The organism is Streptomyces sp. NPDC053069, assembly GCF_044546895.1.
GTDB lineage: Bacteria > Actinomycetota > Actinomycetes > Streptomycetales > Streptomycetaceae > Streptomyces.
In genome coordinates this window covers 207,471-230,334 of sequence record NZ_JBITZN010000007.1, presented here as the reverse complement: position 1 = coordinate 230,334, position 22,864 = coordinate 207,471, and the positions used below count along the sequence as shown (strand labels likewise).

The window sequence follows — 22,864 nt, the reverse complement described above, 5'->3', positions numbered from 1 at the left end:
GCGGGAGCTGAACGGGGCGGCTGGGACGGGACGTACCCTGACCGGGCGATGAGGGAGGGCGCATGAGGGACAACGCGTGCCCCGGTGCGGTGCTGGTCGTCGACGACGACGCGGCCATCCGGCGGTCGCTGGAGCGTGGCCTGAGGCTGAACGGCTTCATGGTGCGCACCGCGGCCGACGGACCCGGGGCGCTCACCATGATCGAGAAGGAACCACCGGACGTCCTGGTGCTCGATGTGTCGATGCCCGGGATGAGCGGCATCGAGGTGTGCACCCGGCTGCGCGACTCGGGCCGGGACCTGCCGGTGCTGATGCTCTCCGCCCTCGACGAGACCGCCGACCGTATCGCCGGACTCCAGGCGGGCGGCGACGACTACCTGGTCAAGCCGTTCGCCCTGCAGGAACTGGTGCTGCGGCTGCACGCGCTGCTGCGCCGCCGGCCGCCCGCCGACCGCGCGCTGCTGCGGGTGGCGGGCCTGCTCATCGACCCGGCGGCGCGCACCGCCGAGCGGGACGGCCACACGCTGGATCTGACCCGTCGCGAGTTCGAACTCCTGGAGGTGCTGGCCCGCAACGCCGGACTCGTCCTGACCCGCGACCAGCTCCTCGAACGCGTGTGGGGCTACGACTTCGACGTGCGCACCGACGCCGTCGACACCTTCGTCAGCTATCTGCGGCGCAAGCTGGAGGCGGACGGAGGCTCCCGGCTGATCCACACCGTGCGCGGAGTCGGCTTTGTGCTCAGGGAGGCCCGGGACACGCCGTGAGACTCTCGACCCGTATCGGCCTCGCCGTCGGCTGCACCGTCCCGCTGCTGGTCCTGGCCTCCGGCTGGCTGCTGCTCAACCTGGTCGCCCGCGATCTGCACCACACCGAGGACCAGCATCTGCGCCAGCGGGCCGCGGCCGTCGCCCCGGACGCCCGGTCGCTGCTGCGGGCCTCGGAGAACGGCCGGCCCAAGGCCACCGACACCAGGGAGCGAAAGCTGTTCAGCGCGGCCCTCGACGTCGGCGTACGCGTCGTCGGACCGCACGCCGACTTCAGCGGCGGCCCCCAGCCCGGCCCGTCCGTGACCCTCCCGCCCCGGCCCGCCGGCCCGGTCACCGTCCGCGACGGCGCCCGCAGCTGGCGAGCCCTGGCCCGGCCCGTCCGGGGCACCACCGGCACCCTGTGGGTCTTCGCCACCGACACCGCCGACCGCACCCAGCTCCGGCTCGTGCGGCGCCGCGTGCTCCTCGCCGCGCTCCTCGCCGCGCCCCTGTCCGGCCTGCTCGCCTGGGGCCTGGCCGCCGGTGCGAGCGCCCCGCTGCGCCGTCTCACCCGCCGCACCGCCGGGCTCGACCCGCGCACCAGCAGCGCCCGGCCGGCCGACCGGCGCACCGGAGTGACCGAGGTCGACGAGCTGGCCGCCACCCTGCGGACCGTCCTCGCCCGCTACGACGAACAGGCCGCCCGCACCGCCGAGGCCCTGGACACCGCCCGCTCCTTCTCCGCCGCCGCGGCGCACGAACTGCGCACGCCGCTGATGAGCATGGGCACCAACCTCGACATCCTCGCCGACCACCCGGGCCTGCCCGAAACGGACCGCGCCGAGGTCCTCGCCGACCTGCGGCGCGAACACGCCCGGCTGCTCGGCCTGTTGGTGATGCTGCGCGAGCTGGGCCGCGGGGACCTGGTGGAGGCGGAGGCGTTCCGCCCCGTCGACCTCGCCGACGTGGCGGACGCCGCCGTCGCCGACGCCCGCCGCCGGGCCCCGGACGCCGAGATCATCCTGGACGCCGCGCCCGGACTCACCGTGCACGGCTGGGAGCCCGGCCTCAGGCTGCTCCTGGACAACCTGCTCGGCAACGCCCTGGCCCACGGCCGGGACGCGCGCGGCCGGGCGCGGGTGCGGGTGGGCGCGAGCGCCACCGCGGACCAGGTCGCGATCACGGTGGACGACCAGGGGCCCGGCGTGCCGCCCGCCGCCCGGAACCGGATCTTCGAGCGGTTCCAGCGCGGCCCGGACAGCGCGGGTTCCGGGCTCGGCCTGACCCTGGTCGCCCAGCAGGCGGCGCTGCACCGGGGGAGTGTCACGGTGACGGACGGACCCGACGGGGTCGGCGCCCGCTTCGCCGTACGGCTGCCCTCGGGCGGTGGCCGACTGCCGGACCGGCGGAACTGGCTCATCGGCACAGCCGGGGCAAACCGGTCACAGAGTTTCCCCAAAGACGCTCCGTAGCCTCCCCCGCGGCGGACGGCGGACCTGGCCGTCCACCGGAAGAGAACGGAGAGGCAGATGAACGTACGACGACGCACGCGCACGCTGCTCGCGGGGCTCGCCATGACAGCGGTCCTGGCGGGCGCGGCGGGGACCGCCTCCGCGGCCGACAGCACCCCCACCGCCAAACCGGCCGGTGACGGGGCCCACGCATTGTGCAAGCGGGTGCCGAAGATCGACCGCCGGATCACACGAGCCCTGCAGCGGCTCGACGCCGGAGCGGGAACGCGCGGCTCGGTGGCGCGGCTGGAGAAGCGGGTCGACAACGCGAAGAAGGCGGGCCACACGGAGATCGCCGGCTTCCTCCAGGACCGGCTGGAGTTCCGTAAGTCGTTGCGGACCAATCTGGAGCAGCGCCAGAAGGACCTGGCGGCCGTCAAGACGTGGTGCGCGGCGGGCGGCAACGGGAAGGCGGCGAGCTGATGCGGGCCCGGCGCCGGGCACTGACGCTGACGGCGGTCACCGCGCTGGTGGTGGTGCTCGGCGCGGGCTGCGCCCACCACGACGGTGCCTCCCCCAAGGCCACGCCCGACGGCGCGGCCACCACCGCGCCGTCCGCCGGGCCCGCGCAACTGGCCGAGATGCAGAAGAAGGTGAACGCGGCCGAATCCGCGGCCGCCGCGGCCGACCGGGACGCGGCGGGCACCGCCGACCGCTGACCCGCGCGGGGGGCGCCGCGCGGCGCCCCCCGCCCGGCACCCCCGTATGCCCGGCCCCCGTCGGGAGACCGGCGCTCAGGTTCCGGGCGCCCCGGTGCGCAGGCCGTCCATGACCAGGTCGAGGAGCCGGGTGGCGCGTGTTTGCCAGTCGTCGTGCGGGTCGAGCTGCCACAGGCCCGCGATGGCGAGGAGGAAGTCGTCCGCGGTGACTCCGGGCCGGATGGTGCCGGCCTCGTCGTTGGCGCGCAGCAGGAGTTCCGCCGCGGACGTCACCGGTGTGGGGGGCGGCTTCCCCGGGCCGCCCGGTGCGCTGGTGGCCTGCCGGATCGCCTCGGCCAGTCCGGCCTTGGTCATGGCGAACTCGGAGAGCCGGTCCATCCAGGCACGCAGGGCCTCCTCGGGTGACCGGGTCCGCAGCAGGTGGGCCGCGGCGTCGGCGACCTGCTGCATCTCGTGCCGGTAGATCTCCAGGACGAGCGATTCCCGGTTGGGGAAGTTCCGGTAGAAGGTGCCCTGTCCGACCCCGGCCTTCTTCGCGATCCCGCTGAGCGGGGCGTCCGCGCAGCGCGACAGTTCGGCGATCGCCACTTCCAGGATGCGCTCGCGGTTGCGCTGTGCGTCCGAGCGCCGGGGTGATTCCTGCTGCTGCGGCACTCGTCCTCCTCGATCGAGGGGTCGTGGCCGAACCTCGACCTTGCTAAGCGGACAGCTGTCCGTTACGTTTCCAGTTAGCGGACAGTCGTCCGGTTGCGTCCACCATAGCCCGCGGACGCCGTCCCACGGCAGTCGCCGGCTGCCACGGTTCCCTCCCGACAACCCCGCGCCTGTGCGGCAGCCGGACCCCTCCTGACCTCCCTGGAAACGCGAAAGAAGCAGCTCATGGCCTCATCGACGTCCAGTGTCATCACCTTGAAGATCAACGGGGAGAAGTACACACTGCCCGTCGACCACCGCACCACCCTGCTCGACGCACTGCGCGAGCGCCTCGCTCTGACCGGTACCAAAAAGGGCTGTGACCAGGGGCAATGCGGTGCCTGTACGGTCCTGCTGGACGGGCGCAGGGCCGTCGCCTGCCTGCAACTGGCCGTGGCGGCCGAGGGCCGTGAGATCACCACCATCGAAGGCGTGGCCGACGGCGACCGGCTGCACCCCGTCCAGCAGGCCTTCCTCGATCTGGACGGATTCCAGTGCGGTTACTGCACGCCGGGACAGATCTGTTCGGCGATCGCGGTGATCGAGGAACACGCGGCGGGCTGGCCGAGCGCCGTCACCGACGACGTCCGGCCGGAAGCGGGGCCACCACCCCTGACAGCCGACGAGATCCGGGAGCGGATGAGCGGCAACCTGTGCCGTTGCGGCGCTTACGTCTCCATCGTCGAGGCGGTGGCCCGCGCCGCCGAAGAGGCGGCGGACGAGCGACGTACGACTCCCACGGCGGGTGCGGAAGAGGTGGCGGCATGAAGGAGTTCGCCTATCAGCGGGCCTCCGACGTGGCCGGCGCCGTCGCGCTGCTCGGTGCCGATCCGGACACCCGCTTCCTCGGCGGCGGCACCAACCTCGTCGACCTCATGAAGACCGGTGTCGAGCGGCCCGCCCGGCTCATCGACATCCGCGAACTCCCGCTCGACGGCATCGAGTCGACACCGGAGGGCGGTCTGCGCATCGGTGCCACCGTCACCAACGGCGACCTGGCCGCCCACCCCGAGGTCCGGCGCCGATACCCGGCGCTGGCGCAGGCGGTGCTGGCCGGTGCGTCGGGGCAGCTGCGCAACATGGCCACGGTCGGCGGGAACCTGATGCAGCGCACCCGCTGCGGCTACTTCACCGACGTCACCAAGCCCTGCAACAAGCGCGTCCCCGGCAGCGGTTGCCCCGCGATCGAGGGTGAGCACCACAACCACGCGATCCTCGGCGCGTCCGGCCACTGCGTGGCCGTACACCCCTCGGACATGGCCGTGGCCCTGACCGCCTTCGACGCCGTCGTCCACTTCGAAACGGCCGACGGCCCGGGGGAGTTGCCGCTCGCCGCGTTCCACCTGCCGGTCGGTGACACCCCGCACCGCGAGACCGCCCTGCCGCAGGGCGCACTGATCACCGGCATCTCGCTGCCGCCCGCCCCGGTTGCCGCCACCTCCCGCTACCGCAAGGTCCGCGAGCGTGCCTCGTACGCGTTCGCCATCGGCTCGGTCGCCGCCGCGCTCGACGTCCGGGACGGTGTCGTCCACGACGTGCGCCTGGCCTTCGGCGCCGTCGCCTCCCGCCCGTGGCGGGCCGTCGCCGCCGAACGTGTGCTGACCGGTGCGACGGCCGACGCCGCGACCTACGCCGCCGCCGCGGACGCCGAACTGGCGGCGGCCCGGCCGCTGCCGCACAACGGATACAAGGTGGACCTCATGCGCAACCTCGTGGTGGCCGTCCTGTCCCAACTCGCCGAGGAGGCCGCCCGATGACCACCGTCACCCCCGGAACCGTCACCCACGCGCCCTCGGTCGGCACCGCCCACACCCGTGTGGAGGGCAGGGACAAGGTCACCGGAGCAGCCCGCTACGCGGGAGAGGTGCCCTTCGACGGCCTCGCCCACGGCTGGCTGGTGCTGTCCACGGTCGCCCGCGGCCGTATCCGCGCCCTCGACACCGACACCGTGCTCGCCATGCCGGGTGTTCTCGCGGTCCTGGACCACCGCAACGCCCCGCGCGTCGACACCGACTTCACCGGCCTGCTGGGCACGCGTCCGGACCCGACCTGCGCGGTCTTCCAGCACGACCGCGTGCCCCACCTGGGCTGGCCGGTGGCCCTGGTCGTCGCCGAGACGCCCGAGCAGGCCAGGGAGGCCGCCGAGACGCTCGTGGTGCACTACGAGCAGGAGCCGCACGACATCGACTTCACGGGCGAGCGCGCGGACGCCTACCCGGTGGACGGCCATATGCCCGGCGTGACGGAGAAGGGCGACCTCGACGCGGCACTGGCCGCCTCGGCCGTCGTCCTGGACGCCGAGTACACCACGCCCGAAGAGCATCACAACCCGATGGAACCGCACGCGGCGACCGCCCGCTGGGACGACGGCCGGCTGGAGGTGATCGACTCCAACCAGGGCGCCACCTGGGTCGTCGGCGAACTCGCGAAGCTGTTCTCACTCGACCCGGCCTCGGTGCGCGTACGCTCCGAGCACGTCGGCGGTGGTTTCGGCAGCAAGGGCCCCCGTGCCCACCAGGTGGCCGCCGTGATGGCCGCGACCGTCCTTCAGCGGCCCGTGCGCGTGGTCCTGACCCGCCGCCAGATGTTCTCGCTGACCGGCTACCGCAGCCCCACCACCCAGCGCGTCCGGCTCGGCGCCGACGCCGACGGACGGCTGCGGGCACTGGAGCACCGCTCGGTCAGCGTCACCTCCACGGTGCACGAGTTCGTCGAGCCGAGCGCCGTGGTGGCCCGGGTGATGTACGACGCCGACGCCCACCACACCGCCAACCGCGTCGTACGGCTCGACGTGCCGACCCCGACCTGGATGCGCGCCCCGGGCGAGGCGCCCGGGTCGTTCGCCCTGGAGGCGGCGTTCGACGAGCTCGCCGAGCAGTGCGGGATCGACCCGATCGAGCTGCGTCTGCGCAACGAACCCGACAAGGGCCCGGTGTCCGGCCTGCCGTTCGCCGGCCGCAATCTGGCCGCCTGCTTCCGCGAGGGCGCCCGCAGGTTCGGCTGGGCGGACCGGGATCCGCGCCCCGGGCTGCGCCGGGACGGCCGCTGGCTGCTCGGTACCGGTACGGCGGCGGCCTCCTTTCCCTCGGGCGCCGCGCCGTCCACCGCGACGGCGACCGCGCACCCGGACGGCACCTTCACCGTCCGGATCGCCGCGGCCGACATCGGCACCGGGGCCCGTACCGCACTCACCCTGGTCGCCGCGGACGCACTCCAGGTGCCGCCGGAGCGTGTCCGGGTGCGCATCGGCGACAGCGACTTCGGCCCGGCGATGATCGCGGGCGGTTCCATGGGTACCCGCTCCTGGTCCTGGGCCGTCAGGACCGCGGTCGGTGAACTGCGCGAACGGCTGGCCCTCGGGGCCGACATCCCCGCCGAGGGCATCACGGTACGGTCCGACACCACCGCGGCCATCGGCGCCCTCGCCCCCGCCGAACGGCACTCGTTCGGAGCGCAGTTCGCCGAGGTCGCCGTGGACCCGGCCACCGGCGAGGTGCGGGTGCGGCGCATGCTCGGCGTCTTCGCGGCGGGCCGGATCGTCAACCCGCTCACCGCCCGCAACCAGCTCCGGGGCGGCATGATCTGGGGCATCTCCATGGCCCTGCACGAGGAGGCCGTCCGGGACCGCGCCTCGGGCGGCCACGTCGGCGCCGACCTCGCGGGCTACCACGTGGCCACGCACGCCGACGTACCGCACGTCGAGGCCGACTGGATCGAGGACACGGACCCGAACGACCCGGTCGGGATCAAGGGCATCGGCGAGATCGGTATCGTCGGCGCCGCGGCGGCCGTCGCCAACGCGGTCTGGCACGCGACCGGCGTACGCCACCGCAGCCTGCCCATCCGCCCCGACCGCGTCCTGTCGGCCGCCGCGGGGGCGCCGGATGCTTGACCTCGCCGAGGAGCTGCACCGCTGGGCCGAGGAGGGCCGGGAGTTCGCCGTCGCCACCGTGGTGGCCGTCGGCGGCAGCGCGCCACGCGGTCCCGGCGCCGCCCTCGCCGTCGACCGCGCGGGCACGGTCATCGGCTCGGTCTCCGGCGGCTGCGTCGAGGGCGCGGTGTACGAGCTGTGCCAGGAGTCGCTGCGCACCGGCAAGGGCGTGCTCGAACGGTTCGGCTACAGCGACGAGGACGCCTTCGCCGTGGGACTGACCTGCGGCGGAACGATCGAGGTGCTGGTCACACCCGTGGCCGGACAGGCAGGGGCGGTCCTGGTGCGGGCCCTGTCGGCCGCCGCACGGAACGAGCCGGCGGCCCTCGTCCGGGTCGCCCGCGGCCCTGCCGCACTCCTCGGCCGCGCCCTGCTGGTGCGGCCCGACGGCACGTACGAGGGCGGCCTCGGCGGCCGTCCGGAGCTGGACCGGACGGCGGCGGCCGAGGCACGGGCCCTGCTGGAGGCGGGCCACACCGGCACGGTGGACGTCTCGGCGAGCGAAGCGGGAGGGGAATCCCCCCGGACGGGGTCCGGGGGAGGCTTCCACTGCCCCGGCGGTCTCACCCTGCTGGTCGAGTCGAACGTGCCGCCACCGCGCATGATCGTCTTCGGTGCGATCGACTTCGCGGCGGCGCTGGTGCGGGCCGGAAAGTTCCTGGGCTACCGCGTGACCGTGTGCGACGCCCGTCCTGTCTTCGCCACGCGGGCCCGTTTCCCCGACGCCGACGAGGTCGTGGTCGACTGGCCGCACCGCTACCTGCGCCGCACCGGTACCGACGCCCGTACGGTCCTGTGCGTGCTCACCCATGACGCGAAGTTCGACGTGCCTCTGCTGAAGGAGGCCCTGCGCAGGCCGGCGGCGTTCGTCGGCGCGATGGGCTCACGCCGCACCCACGAGGACCGCAACCGGCGGCTGCGGGCGGAAGGCGTGACCGAACGGGAACTGGCCCGGCTGCGCTCCCCGATCGGCCTCGATCTGGGCGCGCGGACTCCCGAGGAGACCGCGCTGTCGATCGTGGCGGAGGTCGTCGCCGCGCGGCGGGGCGGCACGGGTGTTCCCCTCACCGGCTCCGGGACGCCGATTCACCGGGAGAGTATAATATTCAGCACTCGATGAATTACTGCTCTCCCGAAGGGCAGGACCGTCATGGAACAGAGGGAACGGACCACCTGCTGTGTGGTGGGCGGCGGCCCCGCGGGCATGGTGCTCGCCCTGCTGCTGGCCCGGGCCGGCGTCGATGTGACGGTCCTGGAGAAGCACGGCGACTTCCTGCGCGACTTCCGCGGTGACACCGTCCACCCCTCCACGCTGGCGCTGCTGGACGACCTGGGCCTGGCCGAGCGCTTCGCCCGGCTGCCGCAGCGCCGCGTACGCACCGTCCAGCTGCCGATCGGAGCCGGCCGCTCGGCGGTCACGGTCGCGGACCTCACGGTGCTGCGCGGTCCCTACAACTACGTGGCGATGGTGCCCCAGTGGGACCTGCTGGACCTGCTCGCGGACGAGGCCCGGCGCGAGCCGTCCTTCCGTCTGCGCATGAACACCGAGGCGACCGACTTCCTGATCGAATCCGGGCGGGTGACCGGAGTGCGCTACCGCACCTCCGACGGCCGCACCGGCGAGCTGCGCGCCGTCCTCACCGTCGCCTGCGACGGACGGGGATCACTGGCCCGTGCCCGCCCGGAACTGGGACTGCACGGCTTCACCTGCCCGATGGACGCATGGTGGTTCCGGCTGCCGCGCAGGGAAAGCGACCCGCAAGGACTCGTCGGCGCCGTCGGCGACCGCTTCCTGACCGCGATGATCGACCGTGGCGACTACTGGCAGTGCGCCGGGCTCATCCCCAAGGGCACCAACACCCAGCGCCGCGCCGCCGGCCTCGACCGTTTCCTGGCCGAATTCGCCGCCGCTGCCCCATGGATGGCCGACCGCGTGCACGCCGTGCGCTCATGGGACGACGTCAAGCTCCTCGACGTACGCCTGGACCGGCTGCGCCGCTGGCACCGCCCCGGCCTGCTGTGCATCGGCGACGCCGCGCACGCGATGTCCCCGGTCTTCGGCATCGGCATCAACCTCGCGGTGCAGGACGCCGTCGCCGCCGCCCGCTGTCTCGCCGAGCCGCTGCGCCGGGGAACCGTGGGCCTGTGCGACGTGCACCGGGTGCAGCGCCGCCGCCGTCCCACGACGGTCGCCACCCAGGCCCTCCAGCGGACCGCCCACGCCCGCTTCATCGCTCCGGTCCTGCAAGGCCGGCCGCCCCTCGGCAGCGCGGACCGGGCCCGGCGCGTGGCACGCCTGATCGCCGAGTCGCGGTGGCTTCGCCGACTGCCCGCGTACTTCGTCGCCTACGGCGCCCTCCGGGAACGCCCGCCCGCCGCGGCCGTCCGGTAGCTCCCGCGGCACCACCCGGCCGGGCTCCGGAAGTGTTTGTCGCCTTGACAAGAGTTGTCGTGACAACGCCTGGTCGACCGCCTCGCGGCCAAGGGCCTCGTCCGCCGCGAGCCCGATCCCGCCTCCCGGCGCACGGTCCGGCTCGTGCTGACCGAGCGGGGGCACACCCTCGTACCGGAACTGGCCCAGGTGGGCCTTGGTCAACGTCCGGTCCGTCGAGCCCACCGACGACCCCGACTGGTGGCGCATGTCCACCCCGCAGGGACCGGCCCGGCTCCGGCTGCGCGCCCACGCCGAGTACGGCATCCTCGATCACGACTACGTCGACGACACCGCCTCCTGGCAGGTACCGGCCCGGGTGGTCCCCAACGGCGAGGGCGCCGAGTTCATGATCACCTTCCATCGGCCGCCGTCGCTCACCGACGCCGTCTTAAAGGAGCAGACCGACCTGGTCGACACCGAACTCGCCGCCCTCAAGGAGATCCTTGAGAGCGGCCGGGCCGACGTCACAGCATGACGTGCTTGACCTGCGTGTAGTCCAGCAGACCGGTGAGGGAGAGGTCGCTGCCGTAACCGGAGTGGCGTACGCCGCCGTGCGGCATCTCCGAGACCGTCGTGCCATGCGTGTTGACCCAGACGATGCCGGTGTGCAGCGCCCGGCTCGCGCGCATGGCCCGGTCGTGGTCGCGGGTCCACACGCTCGCGGCCAGCCCCTGGGGAACCGCGTTCGCCATCCGGAAGGCCTCGGCCTCGTCACCGAAGGGCTGGACGGTGACGACCGGCCCGAACACCTCGCTCCGTACGATCTCGTCCTCCTGACGGACCCCGGCCACCACCGTGGCCTGGTGGAAGTAACCGGGGCGGGCCAGGGCCGCGCCGCCGGTGACGACCTCGGCGTGTGCCGGCAGACGCTCCAGCAGCCCGCGCACGGCGGCGAGTTGACCGGCGTGGATCAGTGGGCCGAAGTCGGCCTCTTCCTCGTCGGGTGCGCCGGGCACGCGCTGCGCCGCCCGCCGGGCGAACGCCTCCAGAAAGACGTCGTGGATCCGCTGCTGGACCAGGATCCTGGTGGCAGCCGTACAGTCCTGGCCCGCGTTGTAGAAGGACAGGTACGACAACTCCTCGACCGCTTGGCCGAGATCGGCGTCCTCATGGATCAGCACCGGTGCGTTGCCGCCGAGTTCGAGGTGCAGCCGCTTGAGGTCGGCCGCCGCTGCCGCCGCGATCTCCTGACCGGCGCGCACGCTGCCGGTGACGGCGACCAGCCGGACGCCGGGGTGGGCGACGAGCGTACGCCCGGTGTCGCGGTCGCCGCACACGACGTTGAGGACGCCGGGCGGCAGGTGCGCGGCGGCCAGCCGGGCGAGCAGTACGGCGGAGGAGGGCGTGGTGTCGGACGGCTTGAGGACGACCGTGTTCCCGGCGGCCAGCGCGGGGGCGATCTTCCAGACGGCCATCATCAGCGGGTAGTTCCACGGCGTGATCTGGGCGCAGACGCCGACCGGCTCACGGCGCAGCACCGAGGTGCGCCCCGGTGTGTACTCGGCTGCCGCGGCACCCGGCAGGTTCCGCGCCGCTCCGGCGAAGTACCGCAACACGTCCACAATCCCCGGCAGTTCGTCCGCCAGGAACAGGGCCCGCGGTTTGCCCGTGTCGGTCACCTCGGCGCTCGCCACGGCAGCCGCCTGCCGTTCCAGGGCGTCGGCGATGCGCAGCAGCGCGGACTGCCGCTGCGCCGGAGTCGCGGCCGACCAGCCGGGAAGGGCCTCCTGTGCCGCCCGGCATGCCGCGTTCACGTCCTCGGGGCCGGAGCGCGGAGCCGTGCCGTGCGGGAGTCCGGTGGCCGGGTCCACCAAGGGCAGCGTGGACCCTGAGGCGGCGGGCACGTCCTTGCCGGCGATGTGGTTGAGGCGGTCGGTGTCAGCCACGGCGCAGTGCCTCCTCGGCGGCGGCTCGGCCGGTGCGGACGGCGCCTTCCATGTATCCGGCGACCCACTGGTCCGAGCCGCAGACGTAGAACGGCGGTTCATGCGTGCCGTGCAGCGGGCCGACCGCCATCACCTCGCCCGGCGGCCACTGGGTGACATAACCCCGGGTCCACGGGTCGGTGCCCCACAGCCGCAGATGACAGGCGGTCGGCCGCAGTGCCTCGTCACCGAACATGGCGGCCACCTCGGCGAGCAGCTCGGGGGTGCGCAGATGGGGCGGGGTGCCCAGCAGGACGCCGTAGCGCTCGGGCGGTATCAACGCCGACAGCACGCCCTCGCTCTGCGGCCAGGTGCTGCCCAGGATCCCTTCGGCCTCGGACAGTCCGCTCAGGCCGTCGGCGCGCCAGAAGGGGCGGTCGTACACGGCGGCGAACTTCGCGGCCGTCGCCTGTCGTTGCCGGTGCAGCGAGGCCAGGCGGGCGTCGCTCACCCCGGTGACGGCGACCGACCGCAGTGGTCCCACCGGCAGGGCGCTCACCACGGCCGCCGCGGTGAGCACCTCGCCGGTGACCAGGCGCACGGCGCAGTGCCCGGGGCGGACGTCCAGCGCGGCGACGGGCGACCCGAGGCGGATGCGCGGGCCCAGCTCGCGGCCCATGACCTCGGCGAGGGTGGCCGACCCCCGCGCCGGCCGCAGCCCCTCCCAGGCGTCGTAGTCGTAGTCCCCCGTACCCGGGACCGCCGCGCTCTTGCGCAGCGCCGCCCGGAGCGAGATCCGCTCGTACGAGCCGCCCGCCAGCGCCAGTTGGCCGATCTCCCACAGCCGCACCACGGCGGGGCCGGCGTGGCAGGAACGCAGCCAGTCGGCCACGGACAGCCGGTCCAGAGCGGCCGCCTCCGGGTGCGACCACGGGTCGTCGGGGTCGACCGTGGCGGCGAGTTCGCTGAACTCCCGTCCGAACAACTCGTGTTGGGCCAGATCGCCGGGGCCGAACCAGTGCGGCGGATCGCCGGCCGAGAGACCCTCGGGGGTGGAACGGGTGATGACGCCCGGCTCGGCGACATAGCTGGGAACCAGTTCCAGGCCGAGTTCCTCGGCCAGCCGGAGGTAGGCGGTGTGGGCCCGTCCGACCACTTCGCCACCCAGCTGGACGGTACGGCCGTCGGGAGTACGGATCTGTTCGACCCGGCCGCCGACACGGTCCCGGGCCTCCAGGACGAGCACATCGGTGCCGGCGGCGGCCAGGTCCCGGGCGGCGGCGAGGCCGGCCAGCCCGGCCCCGAGCACGATCACGTCGTGATGCATCGCATTCGCTTTCGTCGCGGGCGGGCTCAGGCCAGGACCAGACAGTGCTCGGGCCGCCAGCCGAACTCCACCGTCTCGCCGCCGCTCCAGCGGTCCTCCATACGCGCGCGGGCCGTGTTCTGCTCCAGCACCGACAGCGTGACCCCCGGGGCGAGTTCGATCAGGTAGGTGGTGGTCGGACCGCTGTAGACGGTCTCGCGCACCACACCGCTCAGCATCGACATGCCCGGTTCGAAGTCCGACAGCCAGATCTTCTCGGGGCGTACGGAGACGCTGACGGCGGTGCCGTCCGCGACGCCGGGACGTGCGCCGACCGGCAGGGCGGGACCGCCGTCCAGGGCGACCTCACCGCCCCGGTAGGTGCCGTTCATCAGGTTGGAGGTGCCCATGAAGGACGCCACGAACCGGGTGGCGGGGTGCTCGTAGACGTCCTCGGGGGTGCCGCACTGCTCGATCCGCCCCTCGTTCATCACGGCGATCCGGTCGGACATGGTCAGCGCCTCGTCCTGGTCATGGGTGACGAAGACGAACGTGATGCCGACCTCACGCTGGATCTGCTTCAGCTCCACCTGCATCTGCCGGCGCAGCTTCAGGTCCAGGGCGGCCAGCGGCTCGTCCAGGAGCAGCACGGCCGGGCGGTTGACCAGCGCCCGGGCGAGGGCGACGCGCTGGCGCTGACCGCCGGAGAGCGTACGCGGCTTGCGGTCGGCGAGGCCGGCGAGCTGGACCAGGTCCAGCATCTCGCCTACACGCCGCCGGATCTCGGCCTTGCCGACGCCCTTGCGCTTGAGCCCGAAGGCGACGTTGTCGGCGACGCCCAGGTGGTCGAACAGCGCGTAGCTCTGGAAGACCGTGTTGACGTTGCGCCGGTCGGGCGGCAGGGCGGTCACGTCCTCCCCGGCGAGCAGCACCGATCCCTCGGTCGGATCGCTGAACCCGCCGATCATGCGCAGCGTGGTGGTCTTGCCGCAGCCGGAGGGACCCAGCAGGGAGAAGAACTGGCCGGCCTCGATGTCGAGGTCGAGGCGGTGGACGGCGTAGGAGCCGGCGAACTGCTTGGAGACGCCGTCGAGCCGGACTGCGGGCATCGCGTCCATGGGTCACTCTCCGGAGAGGATGTCGAGGCCGCCGCGGCGGCCGAAGAGGCGCGGGATGAACAGGGCCAGGGCGATCAGGCAGATGGATCCCGCGAGCATCAGCGTGCCGACGGCGTTGATGGTGGGCTGCAGCCCGAAACGGATCGCGGAGTAGATCCGCACCGACAGCGGCTGCGGGTCGACGCCGGTGGTGAAGTAGGCGAGGACGAAGTCGTCGAAGACGAGCGCGAAGATCAGGACGGCGGAGGCGAGCACAGCGGGCAGCAGGGCCGGCAGGGTGACCAGGCGGACCGCCTGTCGGCGGGTGGCGCCCAGGTCCATCGCCGCCTCCTCCACCTCGGGGTTCAGCGCGGCGACCCGTGAGCGGAGGATGACGGTGACGTAGGAGATGGAGAAGGTGATCTCGGCGAGTGTCACCGTGCCGGTCGACAGGGCCACGCCCAGTCCCTTGAACAGCAGCATCGACGCCACGCCCGTGACGATCTCCGGCGTGATCAGCGGCACCAGCATGATCAGGCCGGCCAGCGAGCCCAGCCGGGTGCGGCAGCGGACCAGACCGAGCGCGAGCGCCACGCCGAGGACGACCGAACCGGCCATCGCCACCAGGGAGATCCGCAGGCTGGTGCCCAGCGAAGCGATGAGGACGTCGTCGTGGGCGAAGGCGCGGTACCAGCGCAGGCTGAACCCGCCGAAGACGGTCAGCGACTTCTTGGAGTTGAAGGAGAACAGGGCCACCACGGCGATGGGCAGGTAGAGCAGCGCGAAGAAGAGGCCGGTGACGGCGATCAGGATCCGCGGTCCGCGGTCGGCGCGGCCGCGGCGGGTGCGGGTCCGGCCGGTCGTGCGGGCGGGGGTGGTGGCGGAGGGCAGCCGCAGCAGGGTCATCGGGTGGCCTCCGCCTCGTCCATGCGGGTGCGCCGCAGGTATCCGAACATCCCGATGAGCAGGACCAGCATCAGCAGCATCGTGAGCGCGGAGCCCAGCGGCCAGTTCTGGCCCTGGAAGAACTTGTCCTGGATCAGGTTGCCGATCATGATCTGGTCCGGTCCTCCCATGAGCTGTGCGCTGACGAAGTCGCCCATGGCGGGCAGGAAGACCAGGACGAGCCCGGCCGCCGCACCCTGCCGGGTGGCGGGCAGGGTGACGAAGAAGAAGGTGCGGACCGGGCCGCCGTAGAGGTCGCGGCCGGCCTCGATGAGGGAGACGTCCAGCCGTTCCAGGGCCGCGTACAGCGGGATGATCATGAAGACGACGAAGCCGTAGACGAGACTTGCGACCACGCCGACGCCGGTGTTGAGTATCTTCGTGTTCCCGTCGGCCAGTCCGACGGCACGCAGCGCGCTCAGCACGGGGCCGTCGTCGGAGAGGACGACCGACCAGCCGTACATGCGGACCAGGTAGTTGGCGAAGAACGGCACCACGATCGCGGCGATCAGCGCGTGCTTGTACCGTCCGCCGTACAGGGCGATGGTGTACGCCACCGGGTAGGCGATCAGCAGGCAGATCAGACAGGTCAGCAGGGCGTAGCCCAGCGAGCGGGCCAGGACCTCGGTGTAGGCCGGGTCGGCGAGGGCGCGCACGCCGGACAGGTCGAAGCCGAAGCGCGGGTTGCCGAGATCGTCGGTGGTGCCGACCGCGAGGACGGCGACGAGGACCAGTGAGGCGATCAGGAATCCCGTCATCCACAGGGTTCCGGGCAGCATCAGCCAGGTCCACATACGGGTGCCGGTGGCGTCGGAGCCCCGGCGGCGGGGGAGGCGTGCCATGTCAGCCCGCCTTCACATGGGTCCAGGCGGTGTCGCGGGCGTCCTCCGCCGCGCGGCTGCCGTTGCGGAAGAACAGGTCCCCCTTCAGCTCGTCCTCGGTGACGAGGCACTCGGGGAAGGGTTTGACCAGCTCGGCGTAGGTCTTCTCGGAACCGGCCACCGGCATCGGGTAACCGATGTACGCGATGTTCTTCATCACGTTCTCCGGTCGCAGCATGTAGTCGATGAACAGCATCGCGGTGCCGGGGTGCGGGGCGTTCCACGGGATGGCGTAGCAGTCGGAGTTGATCGGCGTGCCCTCCTTGGGGGCCTCGAAGCCGAACACCGAGGGGTCCTTGGCCTGGTTGAGCATGGCGGCCATGTCGCCGCTCCACGCCTGGGTCATGACCGCGTTGCCGTTGAGCAGGTTGTTGTAGCTGTCGCTGGAGAAGCCGCGCAGCCGCGGGCGCAGCGTGCCCAGCAGGGAGGTGATGCGGTCCAGGTCACCGGTGTTCCCGGTGCTGACGTCCAGGCCGAGTGCGAGGGCGCCCATGCCGAGCACCTCGTCGCGGTCGTCCAGCAGGAAGACCCTGCCGCGCGCCTTCTCGCTCCACAGGTCCCGCCAGGAGCCGCTCGGTTCACCGAGTCTGTCGCGGCGCCAGCCGATGCCGGTCTTGTACGCGGTGAACGGGACGGTGTGTGCGGAGCCCGGGTCGTACCAGGGATCGGCGAAGTAGGTGTACGTGTCGAATATGGCGTGGGATTCGGTGAGTTGGGAGTGGTCGATACGGCGCAGCCGGCCCGCGTGGGCCAGCCGCTGGGCCCATTTGGCGGAGGGGAAGACGATGTCGTAGCGGTTGCCGGCGTTGAGCTTGGCGACCATGCCTTCCATCGAGTCGAAGTTCGACTGGATGACCTTGACGCCATACTCCTTCTCGAAGCCCTTGAACACGGTCGGGTCGACGTAGTCGGCCCAGTTGAAGTAGACGAGATCGCCGTCGACGCGCGCTTTCACCGGGGCGAGCGCCTGCGGGCCGGGGCGCTCGGCGGGCATGAACCCGCAGCCGCCGGCCGCGGCGCCGAGCAGTCCGCAGGCGCCGGCCCGCAGCACGGCGCGTCGGGTGGGTGGGGGAACCTCGGGGGACACGGGACGTCCTCTCCGTCGAGGAACGGCACAACTCCAGGGCTGGACCGGCTGGTCGGCTCGCGGAGGCCCTGACTCCGCAGGAAGGACCGGTCTGGGGAGGGTGCGCGCTGCGTCAGCGGGGGAGGGGTAAGCCCGTCCGGAGGCGTACGGTGCGGGGCGCGCGGCAGGACGTCACCGGGTGTCCCCCTCCAGGTCGGCCCGGACCCGGCGGGCGAACCAGCCGACGGCGGCCTCGCGCTGCGACAGCGGGCCCGGCTGGAAACCGGGCGTGGTCAGACCGGCCTGCACGCGCTCCACCAACTCGGCGTCCTCGTCGTTGGTGACCCAGCCGATGCGGATGTTCAGCCGCCGGGACAGCCGGGTGCGGACGCTCTCGCCGTGCCTCGTGTAGAAGCCCCCGGGGATCGCCGCCCGGTCCTGGGCGGTGGGCAGGGCGGTCCACGCGAGCACGTGGTCAGGGTAGAAGTCGATGAGCGTGTTCGGATAGATCACGGCGTACCGCCACACCCGCCGGTCGGCCTCGGTCAGCCCCGGCATCGGGGTCGCGAGGCGCTGGTAGAGCCGCTCGCTCCAGTTCGAGGAGGGCTTGTCGCGCAGCGGTGACTCGAACAGGACGTAGTCCTCCCGCACGTCCGCCGTGTACGCCTGGTAGTCCAGCAGCCGCATGAGCGCCGGGTGGGCCACCGGGACGTGGTACCCCTCCAGGTAGTTGTCGACGATCACCTTCCAGTTGGCGTTCTGCTGCTCGCCGCCGGACAGGTCGTGGATGCGGTGCTTGCCGACGGGGACGAGAGCGGGCCCGGCGTAGCGGCCGACGGCCTCGGCGAGCCCGGCGCAGCTCTCCGTGAGCGGGGTCGCCTCCATGTCGAGGTTGACGAAGACGAACCCGAGGAAGGACTCGACGTTGACCGGGTGCAGGCCGAGCCGGGGCTTGTCCAGGCAGGGGATCCGGCGCGCCTCGGGGGCGCCGACGAGGCGTCCGTCCAGCTTGTAGGTCCAGCCGTGGTAAGGGCAGCGGATCGCCTTGCCGGCCGGCTCGGGCGCGGTGACCAGGCGGGTGCCGCGGTGCCGGCAGACGTTGAGGTGGGCGGCGAGGCCGCCGTCCTCGGTCCGGACCACCAGCACCTCCCGGCCTGCAGCGGTGGCGGTCAGCCGGGAGCCGGGGCCGGGGAGGTCGGATTCGTGGCAGACGAGCTGCCAGGACTTGGCGAAGATGCGGTCGGTCTCGGCCTCGGCGATGGCCGGATCCGTGTAGTAGCGGGCCGGCAGCGCTTCCCCGGGATGCTCGGGGGGCGGATCCGGTGGGGCAGGGGAGAGGGCGGCTGCCCGGGTGGTCGGGGAGTGCATGGAGTCCTCCTCCGCGCCGCGGCGGCGGCGATGGGCGGTGAGGCTGCGCGGGAGATTCAGGCAGGTCGGGCCCCGGGCTGCCGGGCCCGGGCTGACTAATTGGTTAGTCAGAGTGCGGCCCGGGCGGCGCCAAGTCAAGACTTGTGGGCTGACTAATCAGTTAGTTAGTGTCGGGGCAGGCGCTGTCCGGCTCGGCCGGGCACCGCGCACCGATCCGGACACCTGTTTGTCCCCGTCGTGCCCGGCCCTCCCGGCCGGCATCTCGCACCCGCTCCCCGCCCCTCCCGCTCAGGCGTCGGAGCACCGCCCGTCCCTGCCCTCGCCGCGCCACCCCCGTTCCGGGCCGTCCGGACACGGTGCGACCCAGGAGGCCCGCATGAGCGCTCGCCGAAATCCGGTCTGGCTCGGCCTCACGCCCGAGCCCGAACAGGAACTGCCCGCCGCGGTGGCCGCCCTCCGGGCCCCGGCGGACGGCCGCCCGCCACCCGACCTGGTCGCCGCCGAGCGCCACCGCGTCCAGCGGCTGGTGCTGCGCGGCACCCAGGGCGGCTGGCTGCGCTACCTCCGCGAAGTCACCGACCTGGTCGTGGCCGCCGCGGCCTCCGCGACCGCCGACCCCCGCCCGGCGCTGGTGGCCGGCGAGGTCGTCCTCGACCACCACCGCATGCTCATCGGCCTGCCCGGCACCGCCTACGCGCGAACGGCCGCACAACGGCGGGCCCTGGAAACCGCGCTGGCGCGCCTGAGAGCCCGCGGCTGCCCCGCCCTCTCCGACCGCACCGAGCCCAGGAGCACCGTATGACCGGCGTCCACTCACTCCTTCCCGAAGGACAGCCCGGCCTGCTCGTCTCCCCCGTGTTCGGCGCCGAGCCGCACCGCGGTGTGGAGGACCTCGCCCGCTATCTCGCCGTGGGCGGGTATGCGCCGTTGCCCGCGCGCGACCGGCTGCTCGATCTGATCGCCGAGGCCGGACTGCGGGGCCGCGGGGGTGCCGGCTTCCCGGCCGCCGCGAAGCTGCGCGCCGTACGCGCATCATCCGGCAGGCCCGTCGTCGTCGCCAACGGTGAGGAGGGCGAGCCCGGCTCGGTCAAGGACCGGTGGCTGCTGTGCCACCGACCGCACCTGGTCCTGGACGGCCTGCGGCTGGCCGCGGCCCTGACCGGTGCCGAACACGGCTTCGTCTACCTCTCCGACCCCGTCGCCGAACAGGCCGTCCGGCACGCGCTCGGCGAGCGTCCCGCCGGCCTGCGCGTCGATGTCGTACGGACCCGGCACACCTACGTGGCCGGGGAGGAGACCGCGGTCGTACGGCGCATCGAGGGCGGCCCGGCGCTGCCCACGGCGAAACCCCCGCGCCCCTTCGAGGCGGGGGTCGGCGGCGCCCCCACACTGGTCGCCAACGTGGAGACGCTGGCACGGATCGCGGTGCTGCACGCGTGCCCCGACGCCGCCATCGCCGTCGCCGGTGCTCATCTGGTGACACTCTCTGGACCGGGCGGATCCGCCGCCGCGCTGGTCGAGGCGCCGGCCGGTACGCATCTGAAGGCCCTCGCCGACCTGTGCGGGTACGGAAGGGCCGAGGCGGTCCTGCTGGGCGGCCTGTTCGGCGGGCTGTACGGCGCCGGCTGGACGGACCTGCCGCTCGACCACGACGGGCTGAAGGCCGCCGGCGGAGCCCTCGGCTGCGGGGCCCTGCACTTCCTGCACCCGGAGGACTGCCCGGTCGCCATGGCCGCCGAGGCCACCGCCTACCTGGCGGCCCAGAGCACCCGGCAGTGCGGTGTGTGCGTGTCCGGCACCGGTGCGCTGGCCGGCACCCTCACGGCCGTGGCACGCGGCGAGGCCGGTGACGACGCGGCCGAGAAGCTGAACCGCTGGTCGCGGCAGCTGCCCGGGCGCGGGGCCTGCGGGCTCCTCGACGCGGCCGCCCGCCTCGTCGCCACCCTCCTCGCCCACTTCCCCGACCGGCTCGACGCCCACCGCGGCTCCGGCTGCCCGGCGTGCACCGACACGGCACCCGACGACGGCCGCCGCTTCACGGTGGCCGTGCCCTGACCGCTCCACCCCTCGCCCCGAAGCCCCGCGCACCCGAAGGGACCGACCGTGAAACTCCTGCTGGACTCCACCCGCTGCCAGGGCTACGGCCTCTGCCAGGAACCCGCTCCCGAGCTGATCGACCTCGACGAGTGGGGGTACGCCCAGGTCCGCGTCGGCGAAGTGGCTCCCGGTGACGCGGACGCCGCCGTCGCCGCCTGCCCCAACTCCGCTCTCCGCCTGGTGAAATGACATGGGACGCGACCTGTCGGCACTCTTCGACCCCGGCTCCGTCGCCGTCGTCGGGGCCAGCGACGACCCCGCCAAGTACGGCCACGCCATCGCCGCACAAGCCCTGCGGGCCAACGGCCGCCGCCCCGTCCACCTGGTCAACCGGCGAGGCGGCACGGTCCTCGGGCGTACCGCCGCCCCCAGCCTGAGCGCGATCGGCGAGACCGTCGACCTGGCGGTCGTCTCCGTACCCGCCGCCGGCTTCGAGGACGCCGTCGACGAGGCCCTGCGGTGCGGGGCCCGAGCCATCGTCGCCATCACCGCCGGCTTCGCGGAGACCGGCGACGCGGGACGGGCACGCCAGCGTGTCGTCGCCGCACGCGTACGCGCCGCGGGCGCCGTGATGGTCGGGCCGAACTGCCTGGGACTGGCCGACAACACCACCGACCTCTTCCTGGCCTCCGACACCTTCACCCCCGGCGGTGTCGCGCTGCTCAGCCAGAGCGGCAACCTCGCCCTGGAACTCCAGCTCCGCTTCCGCCCGCACGGCCTCGGCTTCTCCCGGTTCGTCTCGCTGGGCAACCAGGCCGACGTCACCCTCGTCGACCTGCTCACCGACTGCGCCCGGCACGAGGGCACCCACGCCATCGCCGTCTACGCCGAGGACTTCGCCGACGGACGCGCCTTCGCCGAGGCGGCCGCCGCAGCGGGCAAGCCCGTGGTCCTGCTCACCGCCGGACGCGGTGACGCCTCCGCCCGCAGCGCCCAGTCCCACACCGGGGCGCTGACCACCTCCGCCGACGTGGTGACGGCGGCGTGCCGGGACGCCGGTGTGGAACTGGTCGCCACCCCGCGTGAACTCACCGTCGTGCTGGCCGCGCTGCACGGCGCTCGGCGCGCGGCCGGACGCCGGGTCGCCGTCCTCACCGATGGCGGGGGCCACGGTGTCATCGCCGCCGACGCCGTCGAGACGGCCGGCCTGACCGTCCCCGAACTGCACCAGCCGACCCAGGACCACCTCCGGACGGTCCTGTGGGACCAGTCGGCCGTCGCCAACCCGGTGGACCTCGCCGGGATGGGCGAACAGCACCCGGGTTCGTACGCCGAGTCCGTCGCCGCGCTGCTGACGGCCGAGGAGACCGACGCCGTCCTGATGACCGGCTACTTCGGCGGGTACGCAGCCGCCGACGGCGGGCTCGGCGGAGGCGGAAGCGCCCTCGCGGACGCGGAACAGGCCGCCGCGCGCCTGATCGCCGCCCGCCACCGCACCACGGCCAAGCCGCTCGTGGTGCAGTCGATGTACCCCGCCTCACCCAGCTGCCGGGCCCTCGCCGCGGCCGGCATCCCGGTCTTCTCCGCCACCGAGGACGCCGCCCGCGCCCTGGCCGCCACGGCACCCCGCCCACCGCACACGGGCGTCACACCCCTGCCCCGCCCCGCAGCACCCCTTCACGAGTGCGGCTACCTGCCCACGCGCAGCGCCCTCAGGGCGGCCGGACTCGCCTTTCCCGTCGCCCGGGAAGTCCATGACGAGCCCGAACTGCTCGCAGCCACCCAGGAGTTCGCTGGGCCGTACGTCCTCAAGGCCCTCCACCTGCTGCACAAGTCCGACGCCGGTGGCGTGGCACTCGGCCTGGCCGGTCCCGCCGAACTCCGTGCCGCCTTCCGCGAGATGCACGCACGGCTCGGCGCCGCCTCCTACTGCGTGGAGGCCATGGCGGACCCGACCGACGGCGTCGAGCTGATCGTCGGAGTCCACCGCGACCCCCGGTTCGGCCCGGTCGCCATGGTGGGCCTGGGCGGAGTGCTGGCCGAGGCCCTGCACGACGTCGCCTTCACCCTCGCCCCCGTGACCGCCGGCCGTGCCCTGCACCTGCTGCGCGGACTGCGCACCGCCGCCCTGCTCGACGGGGCACGCGGCAGACCACCCGTCGACGTCGCCGCGGCCGCCGCGGCCGTCGAGACGATCACCGCGTTCGCCGCCGCCCACCCGGAGCTCGCCGAGATCGAGGTCAACCCGCTGCTCGTGACCCCGCACGGGGTCCTCGCCCTCGACTCCCGCGCCGTACTCGCCTGACCCTTTGCGACCGACCC

General features: G+C 73.2%; 22 protein-coding genes. 14 read left to right on the top strand and 8 right to left on the bottom strand.

Translation table 11 applies throughout. The annotated features are described in order from the left end of the window. Positions 1-62: 62 nt before the first annotated feature. From ACIGXP_RS18405 to ACIGXP_RS18390, 4 genes are read left to right on the top strand one after another with little or no spacing between them, the layout of a single operon-like run. Positions 63-767, top strand: coding sequence for a response regulator transcription factor (locus ACIGXP_RS18405; protein ID WP_399769449.1), 705 nt, complete (start codon positions 63-65; stop codon positions 765-767). Next, the gene (locus ACIGXP_RS18400) at positions 764-2,221 is read left to right on the top strand and encodes a sensor histidine kinase (protein ID WP_399769447.1); all 1,458 of its coding nucleotides are present in this window, start codon (positions 764-766) and stop codon (positions 2,219-2,221) included. Before ACIGXP_RS18405 ends, ACIGXP_RS18400 begins: the two co-directional genes overlap by 4 nt. 57 nt (positions 2,222-2,278) lie before the next feature. After that, on the top strand, positions 2,279-2,683 hold the full coding sequence (locus ACIGXP_RS18395) for a hypothetical protein (protein WP_399769445.1): 405 nt from the start codon (positions 2,279-2,281) through the stop codon (positions 2,681-2,683). Next, the gene (locus ACIGXP_RS18390) at positions 2,683-2,919 is read left to right on the top strand and encodes a hypothetical protein (protein ID WP_399769443.1); all 237 of its coding nucleotides are present in this window, start codon (positions 2,683-2,685) and stop codon (positions 2,917-2,919) included. Before ACIGXP_RS18395 ends, ACIGXP_RS18390 begins: the two co-directional genes overlap by 1 nt. 75 nt (positions 2,920-2,994) lie before the next feature. On the opposite strand, the gene ACIGXP_RS18385 is transcribed toward ACIGXP_RS18390, so the two are convergent. Continuing rightward, on the bottom strand, positions 2,995-3,573 hold the full coding sequence (locus tag ACIGXP_RS18385; protein WP_399769441.1) for a TetR/AcrR family transcriptional regulator: 579 nt from the start codon (positions 3,571-3,573) through the stop codon (positions 2,995-2,997). A gap of 225 nt (positions 3,574-3,798) precedes the next feature. Between ACIGXP_RS18385 and ACIGXP_RS18380 the strand changes: the two genes are divergently transcribed. From ACIGXP_RS18380 to ACIGXP_RS18355, 6 genes are all read left to right on the top strand, one after another. After that, on the top strand, positions 3,799-4,380 hold the full coding sequence (locus tag ACIGXP_RS18380; protein ID WP_363220703.1) for a 2Fe-2S iron-sulfur cluster-binding protein: 582 nt from the start codon (positions 3,799-3,801) through the stop codon (positions 4,378-4,380). Continuing rightward, positions 4,377-5,369 (top strand): xanthine dehydrogenase family protein subunit M, encoded by a 993-nt coding sequence (locus ACIGXP_RS18375; RefSeq protein WP_363220702.1) that lies wholly within the window; start codon positions 4,377-4,379, stop codon positions 5,367-5,369. The genes ACIGXP_RS18380 and ACIGXP_RS18375 overlap by 4 nt, the downstream gene beginning before the upstream one ends. Next, positions 5,366-7,504, top strand: a complete 2,139-nt coding sequence (locus tag ACIGXP_RS18370; RefSeq protein ID WP_399769438.1) for a xanthine dehydrogenase family protein molybdopterin-binding subunit — start codon at positions 5,366-5,368, stop codon at positions 7,502-7,504. The genes ACIGXP_RS18375 and ACIGXP_RS18370 overlap by 4 nt, the downstream gene beginning before the upstream one ends. Further along, complete coding sequence (locus ACIGXP_RS18365) at positions 7,497-8,663, top strand: XdhC family protein (protein ID WP_399769436.1); 1,167 nt, start codon at positions 7,497-7,499, stop codon at positions 8,661-8,663. Before ACIGXP_RS18370 ends, ACIGXP_RS18365 begins: the two co-directional genes overlap by 8 nt. Before the next feature lie 30 nt (positions 8,664-8,693). Beyond that, positions 8,694-9,935 (top strand): FAD-dependent oxidoreductase, encoded by a 1,242-nt coding sequence (locus ACIGXP_RS18360; RefSeq protein WP_399769435.1) that lies wholly within the window; start codon positions 8,694-8,696, stop codon positions 9,933-9,935. Positions 9,936-10,131: 196 nt separating this feature from the next. Beyond that, entirely contained in the window at positions 10,132-10,452 is a 321-nt protein-coding gene (locus ACIGXP_RS18355; protein WP_399769433.1) for a hypothetical protein, read from the top strand. On the opposite strand, the gene ACIGXP_RS18350 is transcribed toward ACIGXP_RS18355, so the two are convergent. The 7 genes from ACIGXP_RS18350 to ACIGXP_RS18320 all read right to left on the bottom strand — a co-directional run bounded on the left by ACIGXP_RS18350 (position 10,442) and on the right by ACIGXP_RS18320 (position 18,505). Continuing rightward, entirely contained in the window at positions 10,442-11,863 is a 1,422-nt protein-coding gene (locus tag ACIGXP_RS18350; RefSeq protein WP_399769431.1) for an aminobutyraldehyde dehydrogenase, read from the bottom strand. The two genes, ACIGXP_RS18355 and ACIGXP_RS18350, sit on opposite strands and share 11 nt — an antisense overlap. Further along, positions 11,856-13,169 (bottom strand): flavin monoamine oxidase family protein, encoded by a 1,314-nt coding sequence (locus ACIGXP_RS18345; RefSeq protein WP_399769429.1) that lies wholly within the window; start codon positions 13,167-13,169, stop codon positions 11,856-11,858. Before ACIGXP_RS18345 ends, ACIGXP_RS18350 begins: the two co-directional genes overlap by 8 nt. Positions 13,170-13,195: 26 nt before the next feature. After that, complete coding sequence (locus ACIGXP_RS18340) at positions 13,196-14,266, bottom strand: ABC transporter ATP-binding protein (protein ID WP_399769427.1); 1,071 nt, start codon at positions 14,264-14,266, stop codon at positions 13,196-13,198. Between the two features lie 3 nt (positions 14,267-14,269). Continuing rightward, positions 14,270-15,151 carry an ABC transporter permease gene (locus tag ACIGXP_RS18335; RefSeq protein WP_399769425.1) on the bottom strand — a complete coding sequence of 294 codons (882 nt, stop codon included), beginning with the start codon at positions 15,149-15,151 and terminating at the stop codon, positions 14,270-14,272. After that, complete coding sequence (locus ACIGXP_RS18330) at positions 15,148-16,032, bottom strand: ABC transporter permease (RefSeq protein ID WP_399769423.1); 885 nt, start codon at positions 16,030-16,032, stop codon at positions 15,148-15,150. The genes ACIGXP_RS18335 and ACIGXP_RS18330 overlap by 4 nt, the downstream gene beginning before the upstream one ends. Position 16,033: 1 nt before the next feature. Next, positions 16,034-17,158 (bottom strand): spermidine/putrescine ABC transporter substrate-binding protein, encoded by a 1,125-nt coding sequence (locus ACIGXP_RS18325; protein ID WP_399769421.1) that lies wholly within the window; start codon positions 17,156-17,158, stop codon positions 16,034-16,036. Positions 17,159-17,329: 171 nt separating this feature from the next. Then, positions 17,330-18,505 carry an aromatic ring-hydroxylating dioxygenase subunit alpha gene (locus ACIGXP_RS18320; protein WP_399769419.1) on the bottom strand — a complete coding sequence of 392 codons (1,176 nt, stop codon included), beginning with the start codon at positions 18,503-18,505 and terminating at the stop codon, positions 17,330-17,332. 376 nt (positions 18,506-18,881) lie between these two features. Between ACIGXP_RS18320 and ACIGXP_RS18315 the strand changes: the two genes are divergently transcribed. Genes ACIGXP_RS18315 through ACIGXP_RS18300 form a run of 4 tightly spaced genes read left to right on the top strand, consistent with a single transcriptional unit; the run spans position 18,882 to position 22,847 of the window. Continuing rightward, complete coding sequence (locus tag ACIGXP_RS18315; protein WP_399769417.1) at positions 18,882-19,307, top strand: hypothetical protein; 426 nt, start codon at positions 18,882-18,884, stop codon at positions 19,305-19,307. Next, positions 19,304-20,560 carry an NADH-ubiquinone oxidoreductase-F iron-sulfur binding region domain-containing protein gene (locus ACIGXP_RS18310; protein WP_399769415.1) on the top strand — a complete coding sequence of 419 codons (1,257 nt, stop codon included), beginning with the start codon at positions 19,304-19,306 and terminating at the stop codon, positions 20,558-20,560. The genes ACIGXP_RS18315 and ACIGXP_RS18310 overlap by 4 nt, the downstream gene beginning before the upstream one ends. 48 nt (positions 20,561-20,608) lie before the next feature. After that, positions 20,609-20,791, top strand: coding sequence for a ferredoxin (locus ACIGXP_RS18305; protein WP_399769413.1), 183 nt, complete (start codon positions 20,609-20,611; stop codon positions 20,789-20,791). A 1-nt stretch (position 20,792) separates the two neighbouring features. Further along, positions 20,793-22,847, top strand: a complete 2,055-nt coding sequence (locus ACIGXP_RS18300) for an acetate--CoA ligase family protein (protein WP_399769411.1) — start codon at positions 20,793-20,795, stop codon at positions 22,845-22,847. Positions 22,848-22,864: the final 17 nt, after the last annotated feature.